This is a genomic window from Litoreibacter sp. GN1-5, assembly GCF_055693805.1.
In genome coordinates this window covers 2,170,713-2,191,445 of sequence record NZ_JBVFUP010000001.1, presented here as the reverse complement: position 1 = coordinate 2,191,445, position 20,733 = coordinate 2,170,713, and the positions used below count along the sequence as shown (strand labels likewise).

At 52.5% G+C, this 20,733-nt stretch carries 19 protein-coding genes; 8 read left to right on the top strand and 11 right to left on the bottom strand.

The genetic code is table 11. From position 1 onward, the window contains the following. The first annotated feature begins 12 nt into the window (after positions 1–12). Positions 13–633, top strand: a complete 621-nt coding sequence (locus ACZ1HF_RS10950) for a LysE family translocator (RefSeq protein WP_472657531.1) — start codon at positions 13–15, stop codon at positions 631–633. A 67-nt stretch (positions 634–700) separates the two neighbouring features. On the opposite strand, the gene gspD is transcribed toward ACZ1HF_RS10950, so the two are convergent. The 9 genes from gspD to ACZ1HF_RS10905 form a co-directional block, all read right to left on the bottom strand. Further along, a complete protein-coding gene (gene gspD / locus ACZ1HF_RS10945; protein ID WP_472657530.1) occupies positions 701–3,151 on the bottom strand; it encodes a type II secretion system secretin GspD in 2,451 nt (816 codons plus the stop codon). An 89-nt stretch (positions 3,152–3,240) separates the two neighbouring features. After that, a complete protein-coding gene (locus tag ACZ1HF_RS10940; RefSeq protein WP_472657529.1) occupies positions 3,241–3,900 on the bottom strand; it encodes a hypothetical protein in 660 nt (219 codons plus the stop codon). Further along, complete coding sequence (locus tag ACZ1HF_RS10935; protein ID WP_472657528.1) at positions 3,897–4,748, bottom strand: hypothetical protein; 852 nt, start codon at positions 4,746–4,748, stop codon at positions 3,897–3,899. The genes ACZ1HF_RS10940 and ACZ1HF_RS10935 overlap by 4 nt, the downstream gene beginning before the upstream one ends. Then, positions 4,733–5,398 (bottom strand): type IV pilus modification PilV family protein, encoded by a 666-nt coding sequence (locus ACZ1HF_RS10930; RefSeq protein ID WP_472657527.1) that lies wholly within the window; start codon positions 5,396–5,398, stop codon positions 4,733–4,735. Before ACZ1HF_RS10930 ends, ACZ1HF_RS10935 begins: the two co-directional genes overlap by 16 nt. Further along, positions 5,395–5,793 (bottom strand): type IV pilus modification PilV family protein, encoded by a 399-nt coding sequence (locus ACZ1HF_RS10925; protein ID WP_472657526.1) that lies wholly within the window; start codon positions 5,791–5,793, stop codon positions 5,395–5,397. The genes ACZ1HF_RS10930 and ACZ1HF_RS10925 overlap by 4 nt, the downstream gene beginning before the upstream one ends. Then, positions 5,790–6,227: a pilus assembly FimT family protein gene (locus ACZ1HF_RS10920; protein ID WP_472657525.1), complete on the bottom strand. Its 438-nt coding sequence runs from the start codon at positions 6,225–6,227 to the stop codon at positions 5,790–5,792. Before ACZ1HF_RS10920 ends, ACZ1HF_RS10925 begins: the two co-directional genes overlap by 4 nt. Continuing rightward, the gene (gspG, locus tag ACZ1HF_RS10915; RefSeq protein ID WP_472657524.1) at positions 6,208–6,645 is read right to left on the bottom strand and encodes a type II secretion system major pseudopilin GspG; all 438 of its coding nucleotides are present in this window, start codon (positions 6,643–6,645) and stop codon (positions 6,208–6,210) included. The genes ACZ1HF_RS10920 and gspG overlap by 20 nt, the downstream gene beginning before the upstream one ends. Next, positions 6,629–7,867 carry a type II secretion system F family protein gene (locus ACZ1HF_RS10910; RefSeq protein WP_472657523.1) on the bottom strand — a complete coding sequence of 413 codons (1,239 nt, stop codon included), beginning with the start codon at positions 7,865–7,867 and terminating at the stop codon, positions 6,629–6,631. Before ACZ1HF_RS10910 ends, gspG begins: the two co-directional genes overlap by 17 nt. Before the next feature lie 19 nt (positions 7,868–7,886). Beyond that, positions 7,887–9,587, bottom strand: a complete 1,701-nt coding sequence (locus ACZ1HF_RS10905) for a GspE/PulE family protein (RefSeq protein ID WP_472657522.1) — start codon at positions 9,585–9,587, stop codon at positions 7,887–7,889. Positions 9,588–9,881: 294 nt separating this feature from the next. Here ACZ1HF_RS10905 and ACZ1HF_RS10900 point away from each other — a divergent pair, with 294 nt between their 5' ends. The 5 genes from ACZ1HF_RS10900 to ACZ1HF_RS10880 all read left to right on the top strand — a co-directional run bounded on the left by ACZ1HF_RS10900 (position 9,882) and on the right by ACZ1HF_RS10880 (position 16,300). After that, positions 9,882–12,785, top strand: coding sequence for a DUF1800 domain-containing protein (locus ACZ1HF_RS10900; protein WP_472657521.1), 2,904 nt, complete (start codon positions 9,882–9,884; stop codon positions 12,783–12,785). A 96-nt stretch (positions 12,786–12,881) separates the two neighbouring features. Continuing rightward, a complete protein-coding gene (locus ACZ1HF_RS10895; protein WP_472657520.1) occupies positions 12,882–14,123 on the top strand; it encodes a DUF1501 domain-containing protein in 1,242 nt (413 codons plus the stop codon). A 71-nt stretch (positions 14,124–14,194) separates the two neighbouring features. Continuing rightward, positions 14,195–15,256 carry a PilN domain-containing protein gene (locus ACZ1HF_RS10890; protein ID WP_472657519.1) on the top strand — a complete coding sequence of 354 codons (1,062 nt, stop codon included), beginning with the start codon at positions 14,195–14,197 and terminating at the stop codon, positions 15,254–15,256. Then, positions 15,253–15,789, top strand: coding sequence for a GspMb/PilO family protein (locus ACZ1HF_RS10885; protein ID WP_472657518.1), 537 nt, complete (start codon positions 15,253–15,255; stop codon positions 15,787–15,789). The genes ACZ1HF_RS10890 and ACZ1HF_RS10885 overlap by 4 nt, the downstream gene beginning before the upstream one ends. 28 nt (positions 15,790–15,817) lie before the next feature. Then, a complete protein-coding gene (locus ACZ1HF_RS10880) occupies positions 15,818–16,300 on the top strand; it encodes a hypothetical protein (protein WP_472657517.1) in 483 nt (160 codons plus the stop codon). Here ACZ1HF_RS10880 and phaZ read toward each other — a convergent pair whose 3' ends face one another. After that, positions 16,301–17,575 (bottom strand): polyhydroxyalkanoate depolymerase, encoded by a 1,275-nt coding sequence (gene phaZ, locus ACZ1HF_RS10875; protein WP_472657516.1) that lies wholly within the window; start codon positions 17,573–17,575, stop codon positions 16,301–16,303. Between the two features lie 113 nt (positions 17,576–17,688). On the opposite strand from phaZ, the gene ACZ1HF_RS10870 reads away from it, so the two are divergent. Both ACZ1HF_RS10870 and ACZ1HF_RS10865 read left to right on the top strand, forming a co-directional pair. Further along, positions 17,689–19,476: a PHA/PHB synthase family protein gene (locus ACZ1HF_RS10870; protein ID WP_472657515.1), complete on the top strand. Its 1,788-nt coding sequence runs from the start codon at positions 17,689–17,691 to the stop codon at positions 19,474–19,476. A gap of 146 nt (positions 19,477–19,622) precedes the next feature. Continuing rightward, positions 19,623–20,069 carry a phasin, PhaP gene (locus tag ACZ1HF_RS10865; protein ID WP_472657514.1) on the top strand — a complete coding sequence of 149 codons (447 nt, stop codon included), beginning with the start codon at positions 19,623–19,625 and terminating at the stop codon, positions 20,067–20,069. A gap of 61 nt (positions 20,070–20,130) precedes the next feature. On the opposite strand, the gene ACZ1HF_RS10860 is transcribed toward ACZ1HF_RS10865, so the two are convergent. Next, entirely contained in the window at positions 20,131–20,715 is a 585-nt protein-coding gene (locus ACZ1HF_RS10860) for a DNA-3-methyladenine glycosylase I (RefSeq protein ID WP_472657513.1), read from the bottom strand. Between the last annotated feature and the right edge of the window lie 18 nt (positions 20,716–20,733).

Genomic DNA, 20,733 nt, shown 5'->3' with positions numbered 1-20,733 from the left:
CGGTTTTGCGCTATGACCGTGACCTTGTTTGAACTGTCGCTTTACTCAGGTGCTTTGCTGATCCTGTTTCTCACGCCCGGCCCGGTATGGGTTGCGCTGATCGCACGATCACTGTCGGGTGGGTTTCATGCGGCTTGGCCCTTGGCGCTGGGGGTCGTGCTTGGTGATATACTCTGGCCGTTGGTGGCTATTCTGGGTGTAAGCTGGATTACGTCTGAGTTTGATAACTTCATGTCTGTCTTGCGTTGGGTCGCTGTGGTTGTCTTTGTCGTGATGGGTTGGACTTTGATCAGTAATGCAGACAAAAGCCTTGGCTCTGACAGTCGCCTGACCCGCCCCGGTATGTGGGCAGGCTTCGTCGCAGGGGTGGCTGTTATTCTTGGAAACCCCAAGGCTATTCTGTTTTATATGGGTGTTCTACCAGGCTTTTTTGATGTCTCTGCGATCACCAAACCAGATATTGTGGCTATTGTTTTTGTCAGTATAGCAGTGCCATTGTTTGGCAATCTGGGTTTGGCTATTTTCATTGATAGGGCGCGGCGTTTGCTCACATCACAGACGGCCTTGCGGCGGATAAATCTGAGTGCAGGCGTCATGCTGATCGGGGTGGGGCTTGTCATCGCAGTGACATGACCCGTGCGCTGCATACAAAAAAGACCCGGCATTGGATTGCCGGGTCATAGTTTCATTATATCAGAGCTTAGTTTTTGGCTGTGAAGCAATCTGTCCGCACGTCAATGCATATCTGCCGGGCAGAGTCCTTGCTCATCGGACCAACTGATACTGTGGTCAGTGGGCCCGTTTTAGTGAACCTTGGCGAAAGCGGGGCCAAAGGCGCATTCGCAGAGGCGATTTGACCCCAGTGTTTCTTTGCTGCATCGTCCGAGCTGAACGACCCGAGCACTGCGTAGAAGTTACCCTTTGTGATCTGGGTCTGACTGGCTTGAGCCGTTGGTGCTGCTTGAGCCGAGATAGACGTTTGCTGTATGGCCGCGATTGCAGCTGAAGCGACCGCAGGTTGGGCCAGTTGTGCTGGAGATTCTGCACGGGTAGGGGGTTGTGGTTCCGCATCCTGTAGGCTGCTGTCTTGGAAGCTCTCGGAATTGCGTGTCCGGGTGCTGGGTACGTTCACCTGTGTGCTGAGTGACGCGTCATCCAAACGAAGCGATTGCACACGTTCACGCAGTTGCGATGTGACCCGGCGGGCATCCAGAGAGTTGCTTACAATACGTGGCGTGATCAGCACCAAAAGTTCCGTTTGCGCACTGTTTTTGCTTGTACGGCCAAATAGTTTGCCCGCGACCGGAATATCTTTAAGGACTGGGATGCCGGCATTACCTCTTTGATTTCTGTTCGAGAACAGGCCACCCAAGACGATGGTCTCGCCACTATCGACAGCGACTGAGCTGTTCAACACACGCTGCGAGATAATCGGGTTACCAGTATCTGCATCATTTTCACCGACAGTACTGACCTCCTGACCGATGTTCAGAATGACTGAGCCGGACGAGTTGATGCGCGGTGTAACTTCAAAGATCACACCGGTATCCCGGTATTCCACAGTCGAGACGAAAACCTGATTTGCATCGGTTGGGTCTTGTGCAGTTCTGATAGATGTCGGGATTTGATCACCAACCACCAGACGGGCGGACTCGTTGTTCAGGATCATAAGGTTTGGTGAAGAGACGACATTGATGGACGTGACGTCATCCAGCGCGTCGATCACAGCGTTTGCTGGCGTGCCGCCAAGCGATAGGCTGAAGCCCGGCAAGTTTGGCGCGACATTTACCGCGTCACCAGAACTTAAACCGATCTGATCGCCATCTTCCTGAAAGAAGTATTGAACGCCGTATCGCAGGTCGTTGTTCAGTGACACTTCTACGATGGTTGCTTCAACCAGCACTTGGCGTTGTGGGACGTCAAGGCGGTGCAGAATACCCAGAACGCGTTGGTACTCATCCGGTGTGGCATGGATCAACAGGGTGTTCGTCGCGGCACTTGCAACAATGCGGGTCGCATTCAGCGTCCCCTGATTTCCGCCATCGAAATTGGCGGGGCTGTTTTCTACAAGTTGCGCCTCGACGGCTTCGTCACTTGCCTCGGAGGTTTCAACACTGACGCCAAGGATTTGCGAGAGCGTCGGTGCGATAACGCCAGCGCGGGCATATTTCATGTCGTAGGAATAAACCTGCGCGTCGTTCTGACCTTCTTGGGTCAGGCGCTTGATCCACACCGAGACATTTTCCAATGCGCGCGGTGTCTTGGCAACTGCGAGGATCGAGTTGTTTTCGGGGATCACTTCGAACACGGCAATAGGTTCAAAGCTTTCGTCGGTTTCTACGACACGCTCCAGACCTTTAACGATGGATTGCGCGGAACGCCCTTTGATCGGGAAAATGCCGACTGAGCGGTTTGCGAGCCAGTCAACATCGAAGCTTTCTACTGTCTTCTGCCAGGATTTCTGATCAGCGGAGGTGCCCGCCAGAACGATGATGTTACGTTGTGCGTCGATGCCGACAATACCGTTGCCGGCGAAGGGCTGCAAAATTGCGGCCATTTCCTGCGCGCCGATGTTGCGCAGCGGTACAACGCGCAGACTGTAACCTGGCAAAACATCGCGCGCTGTCGTAGCCCCAAGGGTCAAGTCAGCGGATAGCGGAACGATTGCGAAGATATTGTCCCGGCGGATCAGCGCTGCGTTGTTCTGCTTCAGGGCAAGTTCAAATACCTCGATTGCCGTCGTGCGGCTGACAGGCTGAGACGAGCGAATATTGACCGTGCCCTGTACACCGGGATCAATCACGTAATTCTCTTTGAGTAGTTCGCCCAGAATGGCTGCTGCAGCTTCTTCGACACCGACATTTACGAGGTTCAGTGAAACCGTCCGTTCGCCATTCTCGTTTACAAAGTCGCTATCGCGTAGAAGAGGTTGCCGACCCGGGAAGATTGTACCGGAACCTGCTTTGACTTGCTGGGCACCTGTAACCCGCCCTTGCTGGCGGTTTGAGGACGCATTATCGCCGCCTCCGAGAATAGTTTTAGCACGCCAAGGCTCAAGTCCCTGAGATTGATTTGCGCGGTCTACAGTTCTGAGTTCCCCACAACCTGTAAGTATCGCGGCGGCTGCCACGAAAGCCATATATTTATTCATGCTCACTACCTCGTTCACATGCTTCGGATCTGATCGCCCAAATGCACATATTTTTTACTTTGTTTTGTCAGGTAGTTAGCACGCTCTTTTCAAGTGATGTCCATGAAAACGTATATGGCTGCGAAAACGATACACAGATGTGTTCCATAGGCCACGCCATATCTGGTACTCTCGTTATTCCTAAATACCATCCGTATAGCGACTTCAATAAGTCCGGAGGTTGCAGCCAAACCAAGCAATACAAATGCCAAAATTGGTGACAGAAAACCGGATAATCCTATCGCAAGCCAGATGTCACCAAGGCCAAGCGCCTCGACACCCCGCAAGCGCAACATAGCTTCGCGTAGCGCCAATAGCAGGAGTGCAGGTCCAAGCATCGCCAGCAGAGTTATGCCAATGTGTTGGGCAAGAACACCATCAAGGAGCGCTATAATAATAATCCCTCCGGTCCATTCGATCGGCAGCCAGCGCCACGCATAGTCCATGAGCGCCAGCAATGTCAGCAAGCAGAACAGCGTGGTAAGAAGCGAGGTGTTGTTTCCAGTAAATCCAGCAAGCATCACCGTTGCCACCATCCCAAGTCCGACACCGAAGGTCACTGCCTTGTACCAGCGATGCATTGCATGTGGCCCAAGGGTCGCACGAATGATCGAGCGCGCTACGAAGGCGGTCGGTCCAAACCAAAGGGCTGCCAGAAGGATGATCAAAGACAGGAGGAGTGAAAGCAGGTCTGGGCCCCCTGCAGTCATCGTAGGATTTCTACGCTCAGGATATCGTAATCCATCGTCCCACCGCGAAACGCGATGCCTCGGCTTGCGACAGTGGTGATCATACCTGCGGTGGTGCCGTTCGTCAGGGTCGCCTTACTTTCAATTGTGTAGATTGGTCCCTCGACTTCCACGAGCCAAGCGGATGCGGTTCCAAGCCGTGGCATTTCCTGTCCTGATTGTCTGCGGGCCATGATCTCGGCCACATCGCTTGGGCCCAAACCGGGTATTGCTTCAAGAAGGGCCTCGGGTGCTGTGCGTGGATTGACCTGTGCCGTTGCATTATATGTTGTCAGGAATTGGCGGGCCTGCAGGCTGATTTGTTGCGGAAAGCCCAATTCAGCCAGAAGCCTTGGAAGGGGTGTGGTTATCCGCGCACCGTTAGCTGCGCGTCTGCGTGCCAGAATGGCTTCAGCGATTGTTGCCGCGTCGAAGGCGTCTATGCCGCTGCCTTCGCCAAGCTTCTGCAAAGCGGGGCGCAGTAATTGAATGGGCGCCTTGTTTATGTCGAGCTTTCCGCCTTCGTCCCAGATTTGGTAGGTGGCTGTGCCTTCCTGCATCTGTATCTGTATCGGTGTACCATCCCGCAGGCTTTTCAGAACGTTCTCATCTATCCGACCCAAATCAGCCATGGCGACATTGATGGCGCTACGGGCAAGTTCAACCGCCCGGCTCGTTTCAACCTCGCCGCGTGTTGCCAATGCGTGCTGACGTTGCGTGGCAAGGTAGCTTGACGCAGCGACAAGCAGCCCAAGTCCCATCCACAAAACTGTTAGCAGAATAAAGCCCCGTTGCTTGCGGCGTCTGTGAGGGGTCAGCGTAAACGGCATTCTCTATCCTCCAACCCACCTTGCCCTAACCGGGTCAGACAATCACCGCTGCGCGTCACTGGTAAGCGGGCCATGATCATGCGTTCCGCGCCCATCTCTATTGCAATGGCTGAGGGCAGCCCGACGCTTTGCTCAAGATCATAAGTCCAGATCAAGCCCGGCCTGTCGCGTGGTCTGACCAGATAACTCAGGCGCAAGGGCTTGTCCGAGATCACCACAATACTTTCGCGCGGATCCTGAGCATCTACGCGTGTGTCGGCAACACCATGATGCTGACCTGCCACCAGAAAGTATTTTTCATCCTCCTTACGTATGTCGAAACTGACCATATGCGGTCTGATATTGCGTCCGCTGGCATCATCTATAACAAGCCGCATTTCTGTTGACGTGCCCGAAAAACGGCCTGTGATCTGCCTGAGTCCGGGTGCGGTTGCAGAACTGGCCCAAGCCTGCAGAACACGACGCGCAGTGAGCCAATCCGTCGCGTCTTGCTGAAGCTCCGAGGCGGTGGGGGCTGCTTGCCGCAATCCCCATGTGGCACTGGTCAGCAGGGCAAGTGTGACGGCTGCCACCGCAAGAGAAACCAGCGCCTCGGCCAAGGCAAAACCGCGAGCCTTGCCGCTGCGGCGGTGAGAGCGACGCCATATCATAAGGGTGCCTCGGCATAACGAATGCCGCGCAATGTAACGGGGCTGGCATCCGGGTCGGTAGTGTTTACGGTGACGTAGATATAAACAAGCTCATTTTGCCGTATTGCGCCAAGCTGCATGTCACGTGTCCCTTGTTGCGAAACGACCAAAGCCCATTCCACTCCGCGCATTTGACCCGCTTGCTGTGTGCCGGGCCGTATCGGTATATCGATACCTGCGCGGTCAAGTATATGGGTGGCAACGAACATCTTTTCCGCCTGGATATCAGCGCGCTGATCCAGAATTGCCCCTGTTGACAGGGCGCGGTAGAATCCGCCGATCGCAATGGTCGCTATGAACAGCGATACAAGTGTTTCGATCAACGTGAAGCCTCGCTGGGATTTACGACGCGTCATGGCTGCACAGCGATCCGGCCGGTGAGCCAGTCCAGTTCAACCGTGCGCGCGTTCTCACTGGCGACAAGAGTGAGCGCAAAGCCCTCATTCTCACCGGAAGGGCGTATTTGCAGGGCCGTTGAGGGGGTTGTGCTGCTGATACCGCGCCCGAGCTCATGTTTTTGTACACCGGCCACAAGCGTACGATTTTCCTGTGAAAAGTTGATAGCGACACTGCGTCCCGTCTCTGCGGCTTGCAGGCGGGCTTGTTGTAAAACCAGCGCAACTGCAGAGACCTCGCTTTGCAACCGCAGGCGATCTGAGTTGCCAAATGCAACAAGAGACAATGTGCCGACAAGTAAAACGATAGCCAAAGTGACCAACACTTCGATGGTTGTGAAACCTCTGGTCTGATATTGCCTGCGACGGGGGGATCTAACCTTGAATATCCGCATCCAAACCCGTTCCTCCCGGACGCCCATCGGCACCAAGTGATCTGACCCGGACCTCACCGTTATTCAGTATGTATTCGTAGGTTCCTCCCCATGGATCGACCGGCATATTCCCGTCACGCAAGTACGGCCCGTTCCAGCCGGGGATCAGTCCACCCGAGTTGACCAGTGCATTCAGCCCTTCCTGTGCGCTTGGATAGCGCCCGGTATCGATCAGAAAAATATCCAGCGCACTGCGCAGCTGGGTAATCTGCGCTTCGGTCGCTTTGACGCGAGAGGATTGCAATTGTCGCATGGCAGACGGGCCGACAAGGCCGATCAGAAGTCCCACAATCGCAACTGCGACCAGCATCTCGACCAGCGAGAACCCACGTGCGCCGGATCGCCTGCGCAGGCGGCGTGATTTAAAACGATATGGCATTGACGGATACGATAGCTGAAAAGAGGGCATAAAGGCTCACTCCTATAAGAAGGCCGACCCCTACGATCAGGGCGGGCTGAAAAACGAGTAAAAAGCGTTCGAGATCGCGGTCTGCGGCATCGCGCATATCATCCGAGGTGCGGGTGATCATCCCCCCCAGATCACCGGCTTCTTCGCCGATGCGGATCATCTCAATCGCTTCGCGGGGCAAGAGTTTCTGTTCCTTGAAGGCGCTGGACAGGGCACGGCCGCTTTCGACCTTCTGCGTAATGCTGGTCATGCCGCTTTTGACGCTGCCGTCCGGTGCAGATTTGCTGACAACGCGTAAAGCCCCGCTAAGTGTCACGTCGCGTGCCAGAAGCGCGCCCAGAACATGCAAAAGCAGCATCATTTGATTGCGGAGTACCATTTGGCGCACGAACGGTATGTAAGCCCCAAGTTTCGTCAGAATGCCGGACAGCAATCCCCGTCTTGCAGCCAGCCAGGCGGTTATACTTACCAGCAAGATTGCGATTAGAAAGACGGGCCATAGTGTTGACAGAACTTGCGAAACAGCAAAAACAGCGCGCCCGATTGGCGGAACAAGATCAAACCGATCTTCGACCAACGGGCGAAACTGCGGGATAATCGCCACCATGATCAGACCAAGTGAGGCCAATGCTACAGTCAGAAGAATGCCGGGATACATAAGACCAGTGATGATCCGGCGTTTCACTGTTAACCGACTTTGTAAAATATCGGCAGCGGTGGCGAGCGCCTGATCCATATCGCCAGAGACTTCGGCACCTCCAATCAAGGACAGTGTCACAGGATCAGCGATACCCGCCTCAGATTGAAGTGCGCGGGACAAGGGCGCCCCTTCGCGGAGCGCACGCCGCACCTCAAGCGCAGTGCGCGATATCCGGTCATCACCCCCTTCGCCGATAATCGCCAAGGCCCGTTCTGTGGTGATCTGGCGTCCAGCAAGCTTGGCGAGGCGTGCCAGAAAGTCAGCGGTCTGCTTGGCTGTTAACTGTTTCTTTCCACCTTTGGCTATTTTGCCACCGAAGCTGGAAGAGGTTGCCTGATTACCCTCGGGCTCCAGCGCAATAGGGAACAGGCCCTTGGCCTTTAGGGCTGCTGTTGCCTCGGCACGGTCCTTGCCTGCGATCAGGCCTGACTGTCGCGTACCCTTTGCATCGCGCGCCTTATACTGGAAGGTGATGCCAGATCCATCGGCCACAGGTCGGTCACTCCTTTACTCAAGTCCAGAAATCAGACACGCCAAGCACGCGCGTGACTTCGGCCAAAGTCGTTTCACCTTCCGAGATCAGGCGCAGGCCTTCAAGCCCCATTGATCGGGTATCGGTTTTCCCGGTCGTTAGCGCATTGAGGGTTTCTTTCCCATCCAACGCCTCAAACAGTGCAACCCTGCCGCTATATCCGGTCCAGTTGCAAGCCTCACAGCCAACAGAATGGACAACGTCCCAATCATCAAGCACGCCTAATTCCGGGTCGAGCTTTGTAAGGCCTTTATACAAAGCTCTTGCTTGAGGATCGTCTTCCCAGACCACTTGCTTGGCACATTTTTGGCAGACCTTACGTACTAGACGTTGCGCTGCAACCATGCGCACAACAGATGTCAGAAGATATTTGGGAACGCCCAGATCAACCAGCCGCGTTATGGCGTCAGCTGCGCGATTTGTGTGAAGGGTCGAGAAAACAAGATGACCCGTCATAGCTGCGCGAACGGCCAGCTCTGCGGTTTCCTGATCGCGTATCTCGCCGACCATGATGACGTCCGGGTCATGGCGCAAAACTGTTCTGAGGGCTGCGGCGAATGTCCAGCCCAGTTCCGGGTTCACTTCGATCTGCTGTAGGCCCTTCGATTGTATTTCGACGGGGTTTTCGATGGTAACGATCTTGCGGCGTGTGTCGTTCAGTTCATTCAATGCGCCGTGCAGCGTTGTGGTCTTGCCGCTGCCGGTTGGACCGGTCACAAGGATCAGACCATTTGGATGACGCAGAGCTGTTTGTAGTTTCGATCCCACATGCTTCGGCAGCTTCAGATCTTGCAGGCGTGATAGCCCTTCATCATTGTCGAGCAATCGAAGAACCAGAGTCTCGCCATGAATTGTCGGTGCGCTGGCCACACGCATGTCAATGTCACGGTTCGCTGCTTTTTGCCGAATGCGCCCATCCTGCGGTAAGCGGCGTTCGCTGATATCCATCCCAGCCAGAATTTTCAGGCGGGAAACGACACCATCATAAAGCATACGTTCCGGCGCTTCAGCCTCAATCAGTTCTCCGTCAATGCGCAGGCGCACACGTGGAGTTTCTTCCAAAACCTCCAGATGAATGTCTGTGGCACGCAACTCAATCGCGCCAGCGAAAAGGGTTTCAAGATATCTAACCGTAGGTGTATTATTGGCAAGCTCGGTCAGCCTGTCCGTATCTAGCTTCAGGGACCCGTCGTTTTTTGCGGATAGTTGTTCAGTTGCGTTGGTTGTTTCTGTGCTTGTAGCTTGCTCACTACGTGAAATAGCAAGTTCGATATCTCGATCTGTGGCAATTTCCAGTTCCAGAGAAGCCCCGAAAATCATTTCAAGCGCTGCGAGTGAATCCTCGTCAAAAGGGTCAGCAATTGCAAATCTTGCGCAGTCCTGCGTTATCGTGAGCGGCGCAATCGAGCTACGTTTGAGATAATCGGCAGAAAGTCGCGGATCATCCGCCAGTTTTTCGGGCATTAGATCAAAGGATATAAGGGGTAAACCCAGCTCTTCTGCAGACGCGCGAGCCCATTCTTTCTGTGAGATGAGACCAAGCCGATCAAGGATCGTTCGGACAGGCTGACCTGTGCTTTTTGCGGCCTCATAAACGCGCTGAACATCGGCCTTGGAAAGAGGTCCGTTTTCTAGGAATTGCTGAGGTATACGCTTGTTTTCATGTAAGGATTTCAGCATGATTGCATTTTTCCATTTTCACTACCATTACAAGCGTCAATTGCGCCGATTCTGTCGCATATTAATAAATGGAAATTATGGCCTAACTGGTTCTCAACAGACACTTTTTTACTCTCTAAGAACTGAATATTATCCCCAATATGAGAACATAGATGCGATATTCGTCATATTGTAATCCATATCGTTTATAAAAATCAAAATGTGGCGAAACTATGGGAGTGCCCAGCCATATTTTTGCCTATATTCACGGCTTAATTACCGCCAAATATGGCAAATTTTAAAGGGTGCGATATTATGAAGGCGAAGCTTGTGCGGCTGGGCGTTGTTACGCCGGTATTAATGTCTGTGTGTTTTGGCGTAGCGATTGCTGAAGAAACCCAAAAGAACAATTCTGTTTACAGTCAGGTCAATAAGTCCTTTGCGGCGGGATCATCGCAAGCGCAGCCCACGAATACGTTTTATAAAATTTCCATCCCTGCTGCGGGCGCTTTTGTTTTTGCCGCACCTGCAGGCAGTGCTGCGCAATTACGGATCGACGGAGAGCTTGTGCTGGATCTGTCGTCCATATCAGGCGGTAGAAACAATGAACCCGTGAAGGCAGTTGTTACCCTGTCTGCTGGGGATCATATACTTGAAGTTGCACCCGGTAAGCTGCGCCCAGCGGATATTAATCGTGTCACCTTTAACCGGGCAGGGGAGTTGCCCACCGAGATATCACAAGTTGCATCTGCTATGACTGCTACGCAAGCAAATCAGTTTGCTGGCCAGCCATCTGCTGCTGCACCGCAAGCGGCGCAAGGTGTTGCGGGTACAGCGGGTCAGCAACGCGCTCCGTTTGTTATCGGTGGCGGTTCATCAAGATTACAACGCACCGGCGGTACTGGCGAGAGCGCGCCTGCTGTCGCCCCCGCAAGATCTCAATCTGCTGGCGCTGCCCCATCGCGTCGCCCTGTACAAGTGGCCAATGCGATTACCGGCACCTCCTCCGGTGCATCAGAAGAAAGCGGAACTACGCAATCAAGCACCGTCCCAATTGTGACAGCTGGTGTGGCGAGTGGAATTAGTGGTAGTGGTGGTGGTGGTGGATCAGCACCTGCATCGGCCCCCGCGCCTGCACCGGCCCCCGCACCTGCACCGGCCCCCGCACCTGCACCGGCCCCCGCACCTGCACCGGCCCCGGCACCTGCTCCGGCCCCCGCGCCTGCACCGGCCCCGGCACCTGCTCCGGCCCCCGCGCCTGCACCTGCACCGGCCCCCGCGCCTGCACCGGCCCCCGCACCTGCTCCGGCCCCCGCACCTGCACCGGCCCCCGCACCTGCACCGGCCCCCGCGCCTGCACCGGCCCCCGCACCTGCTCCGGCCCCTGCGCCTGCACCGGCCCCCGCGCCTGCTCCGGCCCCCGCACCTGCACCGGCCCCTGCACCTGCTCCGGCCCCAGGTGGTGGATCAGCGTCCTCCAGTCCTCTTGCACCTCCGACAGGGGTCACATTGACAGAGGCTGTACAATTGACTGCCGGGGCCTCGTCTGAGGGCATTGTTGCAAATACCGGGCAAACGCTTTTTGGTGCCGTGATGGACTCTCAGACATTTGATACTGTTGAGGTCGCAATTGCACCGTCCGGGCGCACAACCAGTGTTGATGTCGGCCCAACCACGGGCCAATTCGCTGTACGGCTTTTCCCTGAAGACATGACTGGTGCAGAAGTCACTGTGACGCTGACTGGCACTTTCAGCGGCAACAGTGAGGTCGAGGCTGAGCCTGTGTCCTACACATATGATGTTGGAGTGGTTCAGGATGGTGTCGGTCAAGCGCTGTCCCGCATCACATATGGTCCGACGTCTGAACTTTATTCTCGCGTGAAAGCTATCGGATACGAAACCTATGTTGACCAACAGCTCAATCCGGAGTCGATTGACGACAGTTTTCTACAAAGCCTGAGACCGCAGGACATCATTGACAGCACAACACGTGATCGCAATGCGATGTTCCGATCAATTGTCCACCATGATATCGTAACGGCTGCGTATACTGAAAAGCAGTTACAGGAAATTATGGGCCAATTCTGGTGGAACCATTTCCACGCTTCGAACAAGGCGTCTGGAATTTATCACCGAGCTATCGTTGACCGGCAATTCTACCGTGACAATGCTTTCGGGCGTTTTGAAGATCTTCTGCTTTATTCTGCGCGAAGCCCATTAATGTCTCAGTTTTTGGACAACGATGAAAACCGAGCGGGTCGTTTGAATGAAAACTATGGTCGCGAAATCCTGGAACTTCACACCGTTGGAGTGAATGGCGGGTATGGGGACGACGATGTGATCGCCGTGTCGCGCATCTTTACTGGCTGGTATTATCGTAACACGAATGAAGGTCAGAATGAGGTTGCACCTCAGTATGAGTTTGACTTCCTTGATGAGCGTCACGATAGCGATGATAAGGTTCTGCCTTTTTTGAACACGACGATTGAAGGGCGCGCTGGAGACGGAGCTCAGGAAGGTGAGGAACTCATCGCGCTTCTTGCCGCTGACGAACGCACCCAGAACTATGTATGTGGCAAGATTGTCCAAAAATTTGTATCTGATCGTCCGTCGGCTTCCATGGTTGCAACCTGTGTCGCGGCTTGGGCAGCGAATGACGGGGACTCGCGTGAGATACTTCGCGCCATTCTGACCAGTCCGGACTTCATCCAGAATGTTGAATATCAGCGTGAGAAATCCAAAACACCATTTGAATATGTTGTCTCGGTCATCCGCGCCCTTGGTGCGCGTCCAAATGATCCGGGTAATGACAATGACTTCCTAAGGCGCTTTAGGGAAGCCCTGGAACTTGCAGGCTATCGCCCGCATCATTTCCCTGTTCCAACAGGTTTGCCCGAAGTTGGCAAGGCTTGGGCAAACTCGGCTGTGATGGTGGCTTTGTACCGCAAAGTCAGCGAAGTGGCAGAACGTCCGGATAGCTATAATTTCGATGTGCAGACTCGTACTCGGGACATCGGGTTGGAAACGGCTGAAGAAGTGGCAGCCTACCTGCTCGCAATCGGGACCGCGGACCGATATTCACAAGAAGAGTTTGAGGCTGTTGTTCAGGTTCTCAAGGATGAAGATGGTATATTCGAACCATTGGTTCAGGATGAAAAAGAAGCATTCAGACGTGCCGTTGGCCTACTGATTGTATCTCCAAGCTTCCTGCTGCAATGATCAAAACATATAAGCCGTGGCCTAAAGAGAAGGGTGTACAAAGTGACAACTCGTAGAGAATTTCTGAAATCATCGGCGCTTATGACAGCTGCTAGCATGGCCGGTATCGCTGGTGCCCCGCAGTTTGCTTTTGGCCAGTCGACCAACGGTAAAACCTTCATCAAGGTTTTCATGCGCGGTGGGGCCGATGGGCTTCATCTGTTTCCGGCCTATGGCGACACTGCCTATTATCAGCATCGCCCGAATATCGCCATCGAGGGGCCGGGCAGTGGTGTAAACTCTGCGGTTGATATTGGTGACAGCTACCGTGGGATGAACCCGAACCTAGAACTTTTGAAAGAGATTTGGGACGACGGGCGCATGATGGTATCTCCGTCTACAGCGCTTGACGAAGGCAACAGGTCACATTTCGACAACCAGCGCTGGATTGGTGTCGGATCGCGCAACAATCTCTTTGACGGATATTTGAACCGCTATATGCAAAATATAGCTGGACCAGATCATCCTTTAAGGGGCGCAACACTTGGTAAGTTCTCTATAAGCACTGAAATCCGCGGAGAAATAAGCGTTCCAGCCGTTCCAAACAATAACAATTTCAACGTTAGAAATACATCGCTATGTGGTGATGGCTGTACCGAACTGACACAGCTGATGCGGGAAATCTCATCTCACGAGGTTGATCAGGCATCTATGGAAGGTACTGTGCGCGAAAACCAGATTGTCATGCTGGATACAATCGTCGAAATTCAAAGGGCTGGCACAGATTATACCCCCAGCGCGGACGGTTTGGTGTATTCAAACTCTGACATTGGTCGCGGTCTAAGACTCACGGCGCAATTGCTGAAAGCTGGTGTTCCGCTTGAAGTTGCCGCTATGGATTGGAACATTGGATGGGATACGCACTCAAACCAGATCGCAAATGGTGCGAACCGCTTCACCGATCAGAACTTCAGATATCATAGCAATATGCGTAATGGGGCCTCGGACTTTGTAACTTTCTACCGCGATATTTCCGACATGATTGATGATGTCGTCGTTTTGGTAGGAACGGAATTCGGACGCACGGTCAAAGAAAACGGCAATAACGGAACGGATCACGGTCACGGCGGCGCGTGGTTTGCCTTTGGCGGTCCTACTGTTGGTGGAGTTGCAAACGACATTGTTTCGCTTGAGGAAGATCAGCTTTTGAACAATCGCTATGTGCCCACGGTTGTGAACTATAAAGATCTTGTCGCAGAGATTATGGTTAGGCATATGAGTATGCCAGAGAATCTGGTATCAACGATTTTCCCGGAGCACGCGTTCCAAAACCAGAATTTGTTCACCAGAGTGGGTTAATCTACCAAATCACTCTATGGGCGTGGACAAGGGGGCGGTGACGCCCCCTTTTGTTCGTAAGTAAAGTAGTAATGACCAATACACCCCAGATGCCGTCAAACGCTAAAACACCAAAACTGTCAGCAAAGAAGCTTGGTAAGGTGATGAATCTGGCGCGCGCCGGTTGGGGAGAGCTGCATAATCCAATCGTACAGCATGAGGACCTTTCCCCGAACCAGCTTTTTATCGGGGATGAAGGCCATACGCTTCGAATGAATGGGTCTGATCAGGCATTGGGTCGGAATTCGGATTTGGCAGCCCATCTGACTTCCTTGCATGGACAGGCAATTGATTTGATCTTCACCGGACGGGCGGCGCTTGATTTAACCTTCAACTTGCCGGATGGCCCGCTGGATGAGCTGCGATCAATGATCGAGACAGAATTGCAATTCCGCTCGCCTTTTGGGGACAGCAGCGCGGTTTGGTTTTGGACCGCGTATGAGACAGATGAGGATGATTGGCATATCGATGCATCCATTGCCCTGAAATCGTCAGTTGACGGGGCATTGCAGAGTATCTCTGACGCGGGTCTAAAGATCGGGACTGTCATGCGACAAAAAGGTGATGGCAATATCGCGATTATCGCAAGACCAGATTGGGCGATTACTAAGTCTGCGCCAAGAACAGGCAGGCTGGGTAAGATGCTACGGGACATCCCCCCAACGCTTCGAGTGCCTGTTGTATGTTTTGTGGTGTTTGCAATCTCGGCCATTTTTTTGATTGCTTCGCAAAGCTTACGTTACAATGCTGCATCGCAGGCAGCATCTGAAGCGCAGGCTGCTATAAGCGCTCAGGCAAGGATCAGTGCAAGTGCACGCGACATAAATCAGCGCCAGATGATCAGTTTTACTAAACTATCCTTTCCAGGCCTGTTGGCTGAGCTTTTACCTGATGGGACATGGCTTGAGCAGATTGCGATAGATGATGAGAAGCTCACCATAACCGGATATGGTCCCTCGGCAGGTGAAATCACACGCATCTTGTCGGATATCGAGGCGCTAAGTGATATACGCTATGGCTCGCCTGTAACGCGCGACAATACCCAAGGGTTGGAACGGTTTCAGATCATTGCCACGCTTACAGGTGCATCATGAGCGATTTTGTATTTCATAATGCGGACGCTCCGCGTCGCACAGTGCTGCGCCTGTTGCTATTACTGGGTATTGGGTGTCTCGTGATTGCTCTGATGTTTTGGAGCAGCGCCAGTGAGCGCAGCAGAGAAATCACCGATTTGCAGGACATCGTAGAACGTAGCAAGTCGCTGAACCCTGGGGATGCTGGGCCGGGTGCATCTGAAACCCGTTTTTACAAAGGTGATACGCCGCAACTGGCACAGACGCAGATGCAAAGCGAGATGCAAAAGCTTGCGGACGCGCATGACATGAAGTTGGAGGTTATTCGCGCCGACGAGATCGAGCAGTTTGCAGGTCGTATTCGGCTGGGCCTTGTTCTTAACGGTGTTGTGCCAGAAGCTAATCTGGGACTGCTGCTCCAACAATTGGCTCGACACGAACCGATGGTTGTCGTTGATGCGTTAAATCTGCGCCGTGCCAGAGGCGCGCGCCGTGGGGAAGATCAGCGGCTTCTGGCAATTCAACTCAAACTTAGTGGCTTTGCTGACCGATGAAAAAAGTTTTGGCTCTGTTGGACAAGTAATGAGCGCTGCTCGGGGGATTACCCCCGCGCAGATTGAAAAATGGGCACCACTTGCATTTGGCGGTATCTTCGCGTTGCTTGCCTGGGTGATCTGGCTTCCCGCCAGCGGTAGTGATTTCAGCACATACGAGACAGAGGCGACTGCCAACGATATCGCCCAAAGGGCGGAAGATATTGATCAGCGTTTGGCGCAGGGCGCATTTCACCTGACAGAGCGCCCCATTTTCCACGTTACGCGCCGTCCGCCCGTTCCGGTTGCGCCTGTCGCTGCACCGAAAGTAACCCTTAGCCTTTCTGGTATTCTGAATAATGGCGGCAGTCAGATAGCGCTTTTACGCCTGTCGAATAACAATGAACTGATGCGCCGCAAAACGGGTGAGCGTATCGGGCAATGGGTTATAAAATCGATCACTCGAAATTCGGTCACTGTAACAGATCAAAATGGTGAAGATCAGGTGATGACGCTTGGGACGTCTCAGTAATTAACCTGTTTTCACCAGTTTAGGCTTTCTTCGTTTTGTTGGTGTGCTGCTATTTGCATCTATAAAGCTAAGCACAAGTGGCCGGATGTTTTTACGCCAGCTTTTGCCTGCGAAAATTCCGTAATGCCCTGCGCCGGGTTCTACATGGCTTGCTTTTTTCGCATCAGAAAGCCCGGTGCACAAATCCAAGGCCGCGACGCACTGACCTGGGGCCGAGATATCGTCATTTGCACCTTCGACCGTTTTCACAGCGACATTGGTTATCTTACCGATATCAACCTTTTTTCCAGCAACAACGAATTCATTCTTTGCAATTTCACTATTTTTGAAAATACGCTGGACCGTCGACAGGTAGAATTCAGCCGTCATATCCATAACTGCCAGATACTCATCATAAAAACGGTTATGTGCATCGTGATCTGATGCCTCGCCTTTTGCTTGGCGCATGATCTGTTCCGAAAACGCGCGACTGTGCCGTTCGGAGTTCATCGACATGAAAGAAGCAAGCTGCAATAGGCCCGGATAAACCATTCGCCCCACGCCTGCATGCTTGAAGCCAACACGTTGGATCGCCATTTCCTCAAGCTGGCCCATTGTTACACGGCGCCCGAAATCGGTTACATCCGTAGCTGCGGCATCCGGATCGACTGGTCCGCCGATCAGCGTCAGTGTTTTTGGCTGCGCGTTGGGATCTTCTTCGGCAAGATATGCCGTTGCCGCAAGTGCAAGCGGAACAGGTTGGCAGACGGCAATAACGTGGCTGTCCGGGCCCATTTTCCTCATGAAATCGACAAGGTAGAGGGTATAATCTTCGATATCGAACTTGCCTTTGCTGACTGGAATATCGCGGGCATTGTGCCAATCTGTAATATAAACTTCTGCATCGGGCAGAAGGCTGGATACGGTCGAACGCAGAAGCGTCGAGTAATGCCCGGACATTGGCGCTACCAGCAAGACCTTGCGCGGTTTTTCGGGTCGGTCAGAAACTTTGAAATGGATCAGATCGCCAAAAGGTTTTTCCATGACGTGTTCGACTGTAACAACATGATCGCGCCCATCTTCGCCTACGACAGTGTGAATGTCCCAATCTGGCCTTGTGATTATACGACCAAATGATCGTTCGGTCACTTCACCCCAAGCTGCGAGCATCTTGAACATCGGGTTGGGCGTCATTGCCATTGCGGGATGAGAACTCATGGCCTTGGCGGTCGCGCCGAGCCATTCATTCGTCAGCCGCATGGATTCTATAACATCATATGTTACCATATACTTCACAGCACACTCCTTTCGCGGGTAAGCTTCCCACTATGTTAAAGCGTCGCATTGTCCCCGCGGAAAAACGACTGCATTTCGCACTTGCAGCATAAAGCTATGATGGAACTGTTAAAATGACAACAGAAACTGACGAAACCGCAGAGAAACTTGAGCGGTTAAACGCCAACATAGCAAAAATGGAGGACCTGTCGAAAAGGCTGGTCGCGGCTTTGTCTAATAAAAGGAAAGCTGATCCGGGTTTGCAGGGTCCAAGCCACGATCTGTATGTGAAGGCTGCTGCGGCGTATATGGCTGAAATGATGTCAAACCCGTCCAAGATGATTGAGCAACAGGTCGGCTATTGGGGCAAATCGCTCAAGCATTACATGGAAGCTCAGCAAGCATTGGCGAGCGGCAAGTTGCAAGCACCAGAAGATAAGGGCCCATCGGACCCTCGCTTCAAGTCCGAGATGTGGGAAACCCACCCCTACTTCAACTTTATCAAACAGCAATATCTGTTCTCAAGTGAAGCTATTTCGAGCGCTTTAAGTGATCTTGAAGGCTTGCCAGAGGCGGACAAGCATCGCGTATCCTTTTTTGTACGCCAAATTGTTGATATGATGGCTCCCACCAACTTTCTAAGTACAAACCCAGAAGCACTTGCTAAAGCCGTTGAGACCGATGGCGCATCGTTGGTGAGGGGGTTGGAAAACTTGGTCCATGACATTGAGCAAAATCAAGGTGATCTGCTTGTGTCACTGGCCGATGAAGCTGCATTCACAGTTGGTGAAAATATTGCGACGACAGAAGGCTCTGTTGTGTATCGTAACCGCCTGTTTGAGCTGATCCAGTATACTCCGACAACGCAAAAGGTTCATAAGACGCCGTTGATCATTTTTCCGCCTTGGATCAACAAGTTTTACATTATGGATCTCAAGCCCGCGAACTCTTTGATCAAATGGATCGTTGATCAGGGGTATACCTTGTTCATGGCCAGTTGGGTTAACCCGGACGCCAGTTATGCTTCGACCGGGATCGATGATTATATCGAAGAAGGGTATTTGACGGCCATCGATCAGGTGAAAGAAATTACCGGTGAGAAGCAGGTAAACGCAGTTGGGTACTGTATTGCTGGCACAACACTGGCGATGGTTCTGGGGCTTTTGCGCAAGCGTAAAGATAAATCGATCAAATCCGCCACGTTCTTTACGACATTAACTGATTTTGCTGATCCCGGTGAGATGGGCGTTTTTCTGGATGATGATTTTGTTGATGGTATTGAGTGTCAAGTGGCAGATACGGGGTGTTTGCAGTCCTTCTTTATGAGCCGGACATTTTCCTATTTGCGGGCCAATGACCTGATCTATCGGCCTGCAATCCGCAATTACATGATGGGCGAAGCCCCACCAGCCTTTGATCTGTTGTATTGGAATGGTGATGGCACGAATTTGGCAGGACGTTTTGTTGTCGAATACCTGCGCGAGCTGTGTCAGAAAAACAAGCTGGCGCTTGGCGAAATGCGCGTTCTGGGTGAAACGCTAAGCCTGAGGGATATAGAACTCTCGATCTGCGCAGTTGCTTGTGAAACTGATCATATTGCCGCTTGGAAGGGCAGCTTCAACGGCATCAAACAGTTTGCATCAAAGGATAAGACATTCATCGTATCTCAGTCCGGGCATGTTGCTGGCATTATAAACCCACCATCAAAAAACAAGTACGGTCATTATACCAATGACGGCCAGATGGTGGATGCAGATGCCTGGATGGAAGGCGCGACCTTTAATGAAGGGTCTTGGTGGCCCCGATGGGGAGAGTGGTTGAAGAAACGCTCAGGTGCGCGAGTCGCCGCTCGCATTCCAGGCTCAAAAAGCCATCCTGTGCTGATATCTGCACCTGGGACTTACGCCCGGATGAAGGCTTAATGCTGGAATGTGCTGATTTTATAAAGACTTAGTCAATTTATGCTGCAATGCAGAAAAAACTTGAAATGCTGCAATGCAGCATGTATATAACTTTTCAGAACAACGAGACGGGGCTGATGGTGGCTCCATTTATTCGGAGACTGAAAATGGCTAAGGCACAAGACTACACTAAAGTATTCACAGACATGGCATCTGCGTTCCCAGTTGACATGACTGCATTCAACGAAGCGATGAAAACATCTGCTTCGCTTGGTGAGAAAATGTCCAAAGTCGCACTGGACGCTGCTGCGACATCTGCTGAACTGTCCAGCAAATATGCAAAAGAGACCATTGCAAAAGTTGGTGGTGTTACCAAAGCAAAAACAGAACCTGCTGATTACACAAAAGCTTTCACAGATTTTGCATCTGCTCAGGCTGAATCAACTGCAGAACATATGGCTGCTTTCGCAGAAGTTGCGAAAAAAGTTCAAATGGAAACTGTTGAGTTGCTAATGGCCGCTGGAAAAGACATGCAGGAAGATGCGACTGCTGCTGTCAAAAAAGCGACTGACGAAATGACCGCAACTGCGAAGAAAGCTGCAAAAGCAGCCTAAGCATTGCGAAACGGATATGTTGCCTGATCCTCCCTGATGGCAATATTCCAAGGGGCGAGCATTATGCTCGCCCTTTTTGCGTTAGCGATGCGACTTTGCTGTAGCTGGGGCACGTGATCAAATGGTCGTTGACCATGCCGACCGCTTGCATGAACGCATATACGATTGTCGGCCCACAGAACCGGAAGCCAGCTTTCTTCAAATCTTTTGATATCTGTGTGCTCAACTCCGTTGAGGCTGGCACATCGGCAAGTGTTTCAAAACGGTTTTGCAGTGGCTTGCCATCCACATAATCCCATAGAAACTTATCAAACCCTTCGGTTTGCTCTATTTTCTGCCACGCGCGCGCATTACCAATAGTTGCTTCGATCTTGCCACGATGCCGGACAATTCCTGCATCTTGCAGAAGCAATTCCACCTCGGGCTCACCCCATGTTGCAATCACGTTCGGGTCAAACCCTGCAAAAGCTGTGCGAAACCCTTCCCGCTTCTTAAGGATTGTGATCCAACTGAGGCCTGCCTGAAAGCCATCCAGAATCAGTTTTTCCCATAAAGCGCGGCTGTCATATTCAGGCACGCCCCATTCGGTATCATGATATGTGGTATAAATTTCTTCGGTTCCACACCAACCACAACGCTCCGACATTTTTGTTACCTCTTTTCA

What these genes read in the sequence shown, in the direction of transcription:
- ACZ1HF_RS10920 (WP_472657525.1), bottom strand. Translation starts at nt 6,227, where the DNA reads ATGCGGATATTCAAGGTTAGATCCCCCCGTCGCAGGCAATATCAGACC.
- gspG (WP_472657524.1), bottom strand. Translation starts at nt 6,645, where the DNA reads ATGCCATATCGTTTTAAATCACGCCGCCTGCGCAGGCGATCCGGCGCA.
- ACZ1HF_RS10890 (WP_472657519.1), top strand. Translation starts at nt 14,195, where the DNA reads ATGACCAATACACCCCAGATGCCGTCAAACGCTAAAACACCAAAACTG.
- ACZ1HF_RS10940 (WP_472657529.1), bottom strand. Translation starts at nt 3,900, where the DNA reads ATGACTGCAGGGGGCCCAGACCTGCTTTCACTCCTCCTGTCTTTGATC.
- ACZ1HF_RS10880 (WP_472657517.1), top strand. Translation starts at nt 15,818, where the DNA reads ATGAGCGCTGCTCGGGGGATTACCCCCGCGCAGATTGAAAAATGGGCA.
- ACZ1HF_RS10885 (WP_472657518.1), top strand. Translation starts at nt 15,253, where the DNA reads ATGAGCGATTTTGTATTTCATAATGCGGACGCTCCGCGTCGCACAGTG.
- ACZ1HF_RS10905 (WP_472657522.1), bottom strand. Translation starts at nt 9,587, where the DNA reads ATGCTGAAATCCTTACATGAAAACAAGCGTATACCTCAGCAATTCCTA.
- ACZ1HF_RS10865 (WP_472657514.1), top strand. Translation starts at nt 19,623, where the DNA reads ATGGCTAAGGCACAAGACTACACTAAAGTATTCACAGACATGGCATCT.
- ACZ1HF_RS10935 (WP_472657528.1), bottom strand. Translation starts at nt 4,748, where the DNA reads ATGCCGTTTACGCTGACCCCTCACAGACGCCGCAAGCAACGGGGCTTT.
- ACZ1HF_RS10950 (WP_472657531.1), top strand. Translation starts at nt 13, where the DNA reads ATGACCGTGACCTTGTTTGAACTGTCGCTTTACTCAGGTGCTTTGCTG.
- ACZ1HF_RS10860 (WP_472657513.1), bottom strand. Translation starts at nt 20,715, where the DNA reads ATGTCGGAGCGTTGTGGTTGGTGTGGAACCGAAGAAATTTATACCACA.
- ACZ1HF_RS10900 (WP_472657521.1), top strand. Translation starts at nt 9,882, where the DNA reads ATGAAGGCGAAGCTTGTGCGGCTGGGCGTTGTTACGCCGGTATTAATG.
- ACZ1HF_RS10895 (WP_472657520.1), top strand. Translation starts at nt 12,882, where the DNA reads ATGGCCGGTATCGCTGGTGCCCCGCAGTTTGCTTTTGGCCAGTCGACC.
- ACZ1HF_RS10925 (WP_472657526.1), bottom strand. Translation starts at nt 5,793, where the DNA reads ATGACGCGTCGTAAATCCCAGCGAGGCTTCACGTTGATCGAAACACTT.
- ACZ1HF_RS10930 (WP_472657527.1), bottom strand. Translation starts at nt 5,398, where the DNA reads ATGATATGGCGTCGCTCTCACCGCCGCAGCGGCAAGGCTCGCGGTTTT.
- ACZ1HF_RS10870 (WP_472657515.1), top strand. Translation starts at nt 17,689, where the DNA reads ATGACAACAGAAACTGACGAAACCGCAGAGAAACTTGAGCGGTTAAAC.
- gspD (WP_472657530.1), bottom strand. Translation starts at nt 3,151, where the DNA reads ATGAATAAATATATGGCTTTCGTGGCAGCCGCCGCGATACTTACAGGT.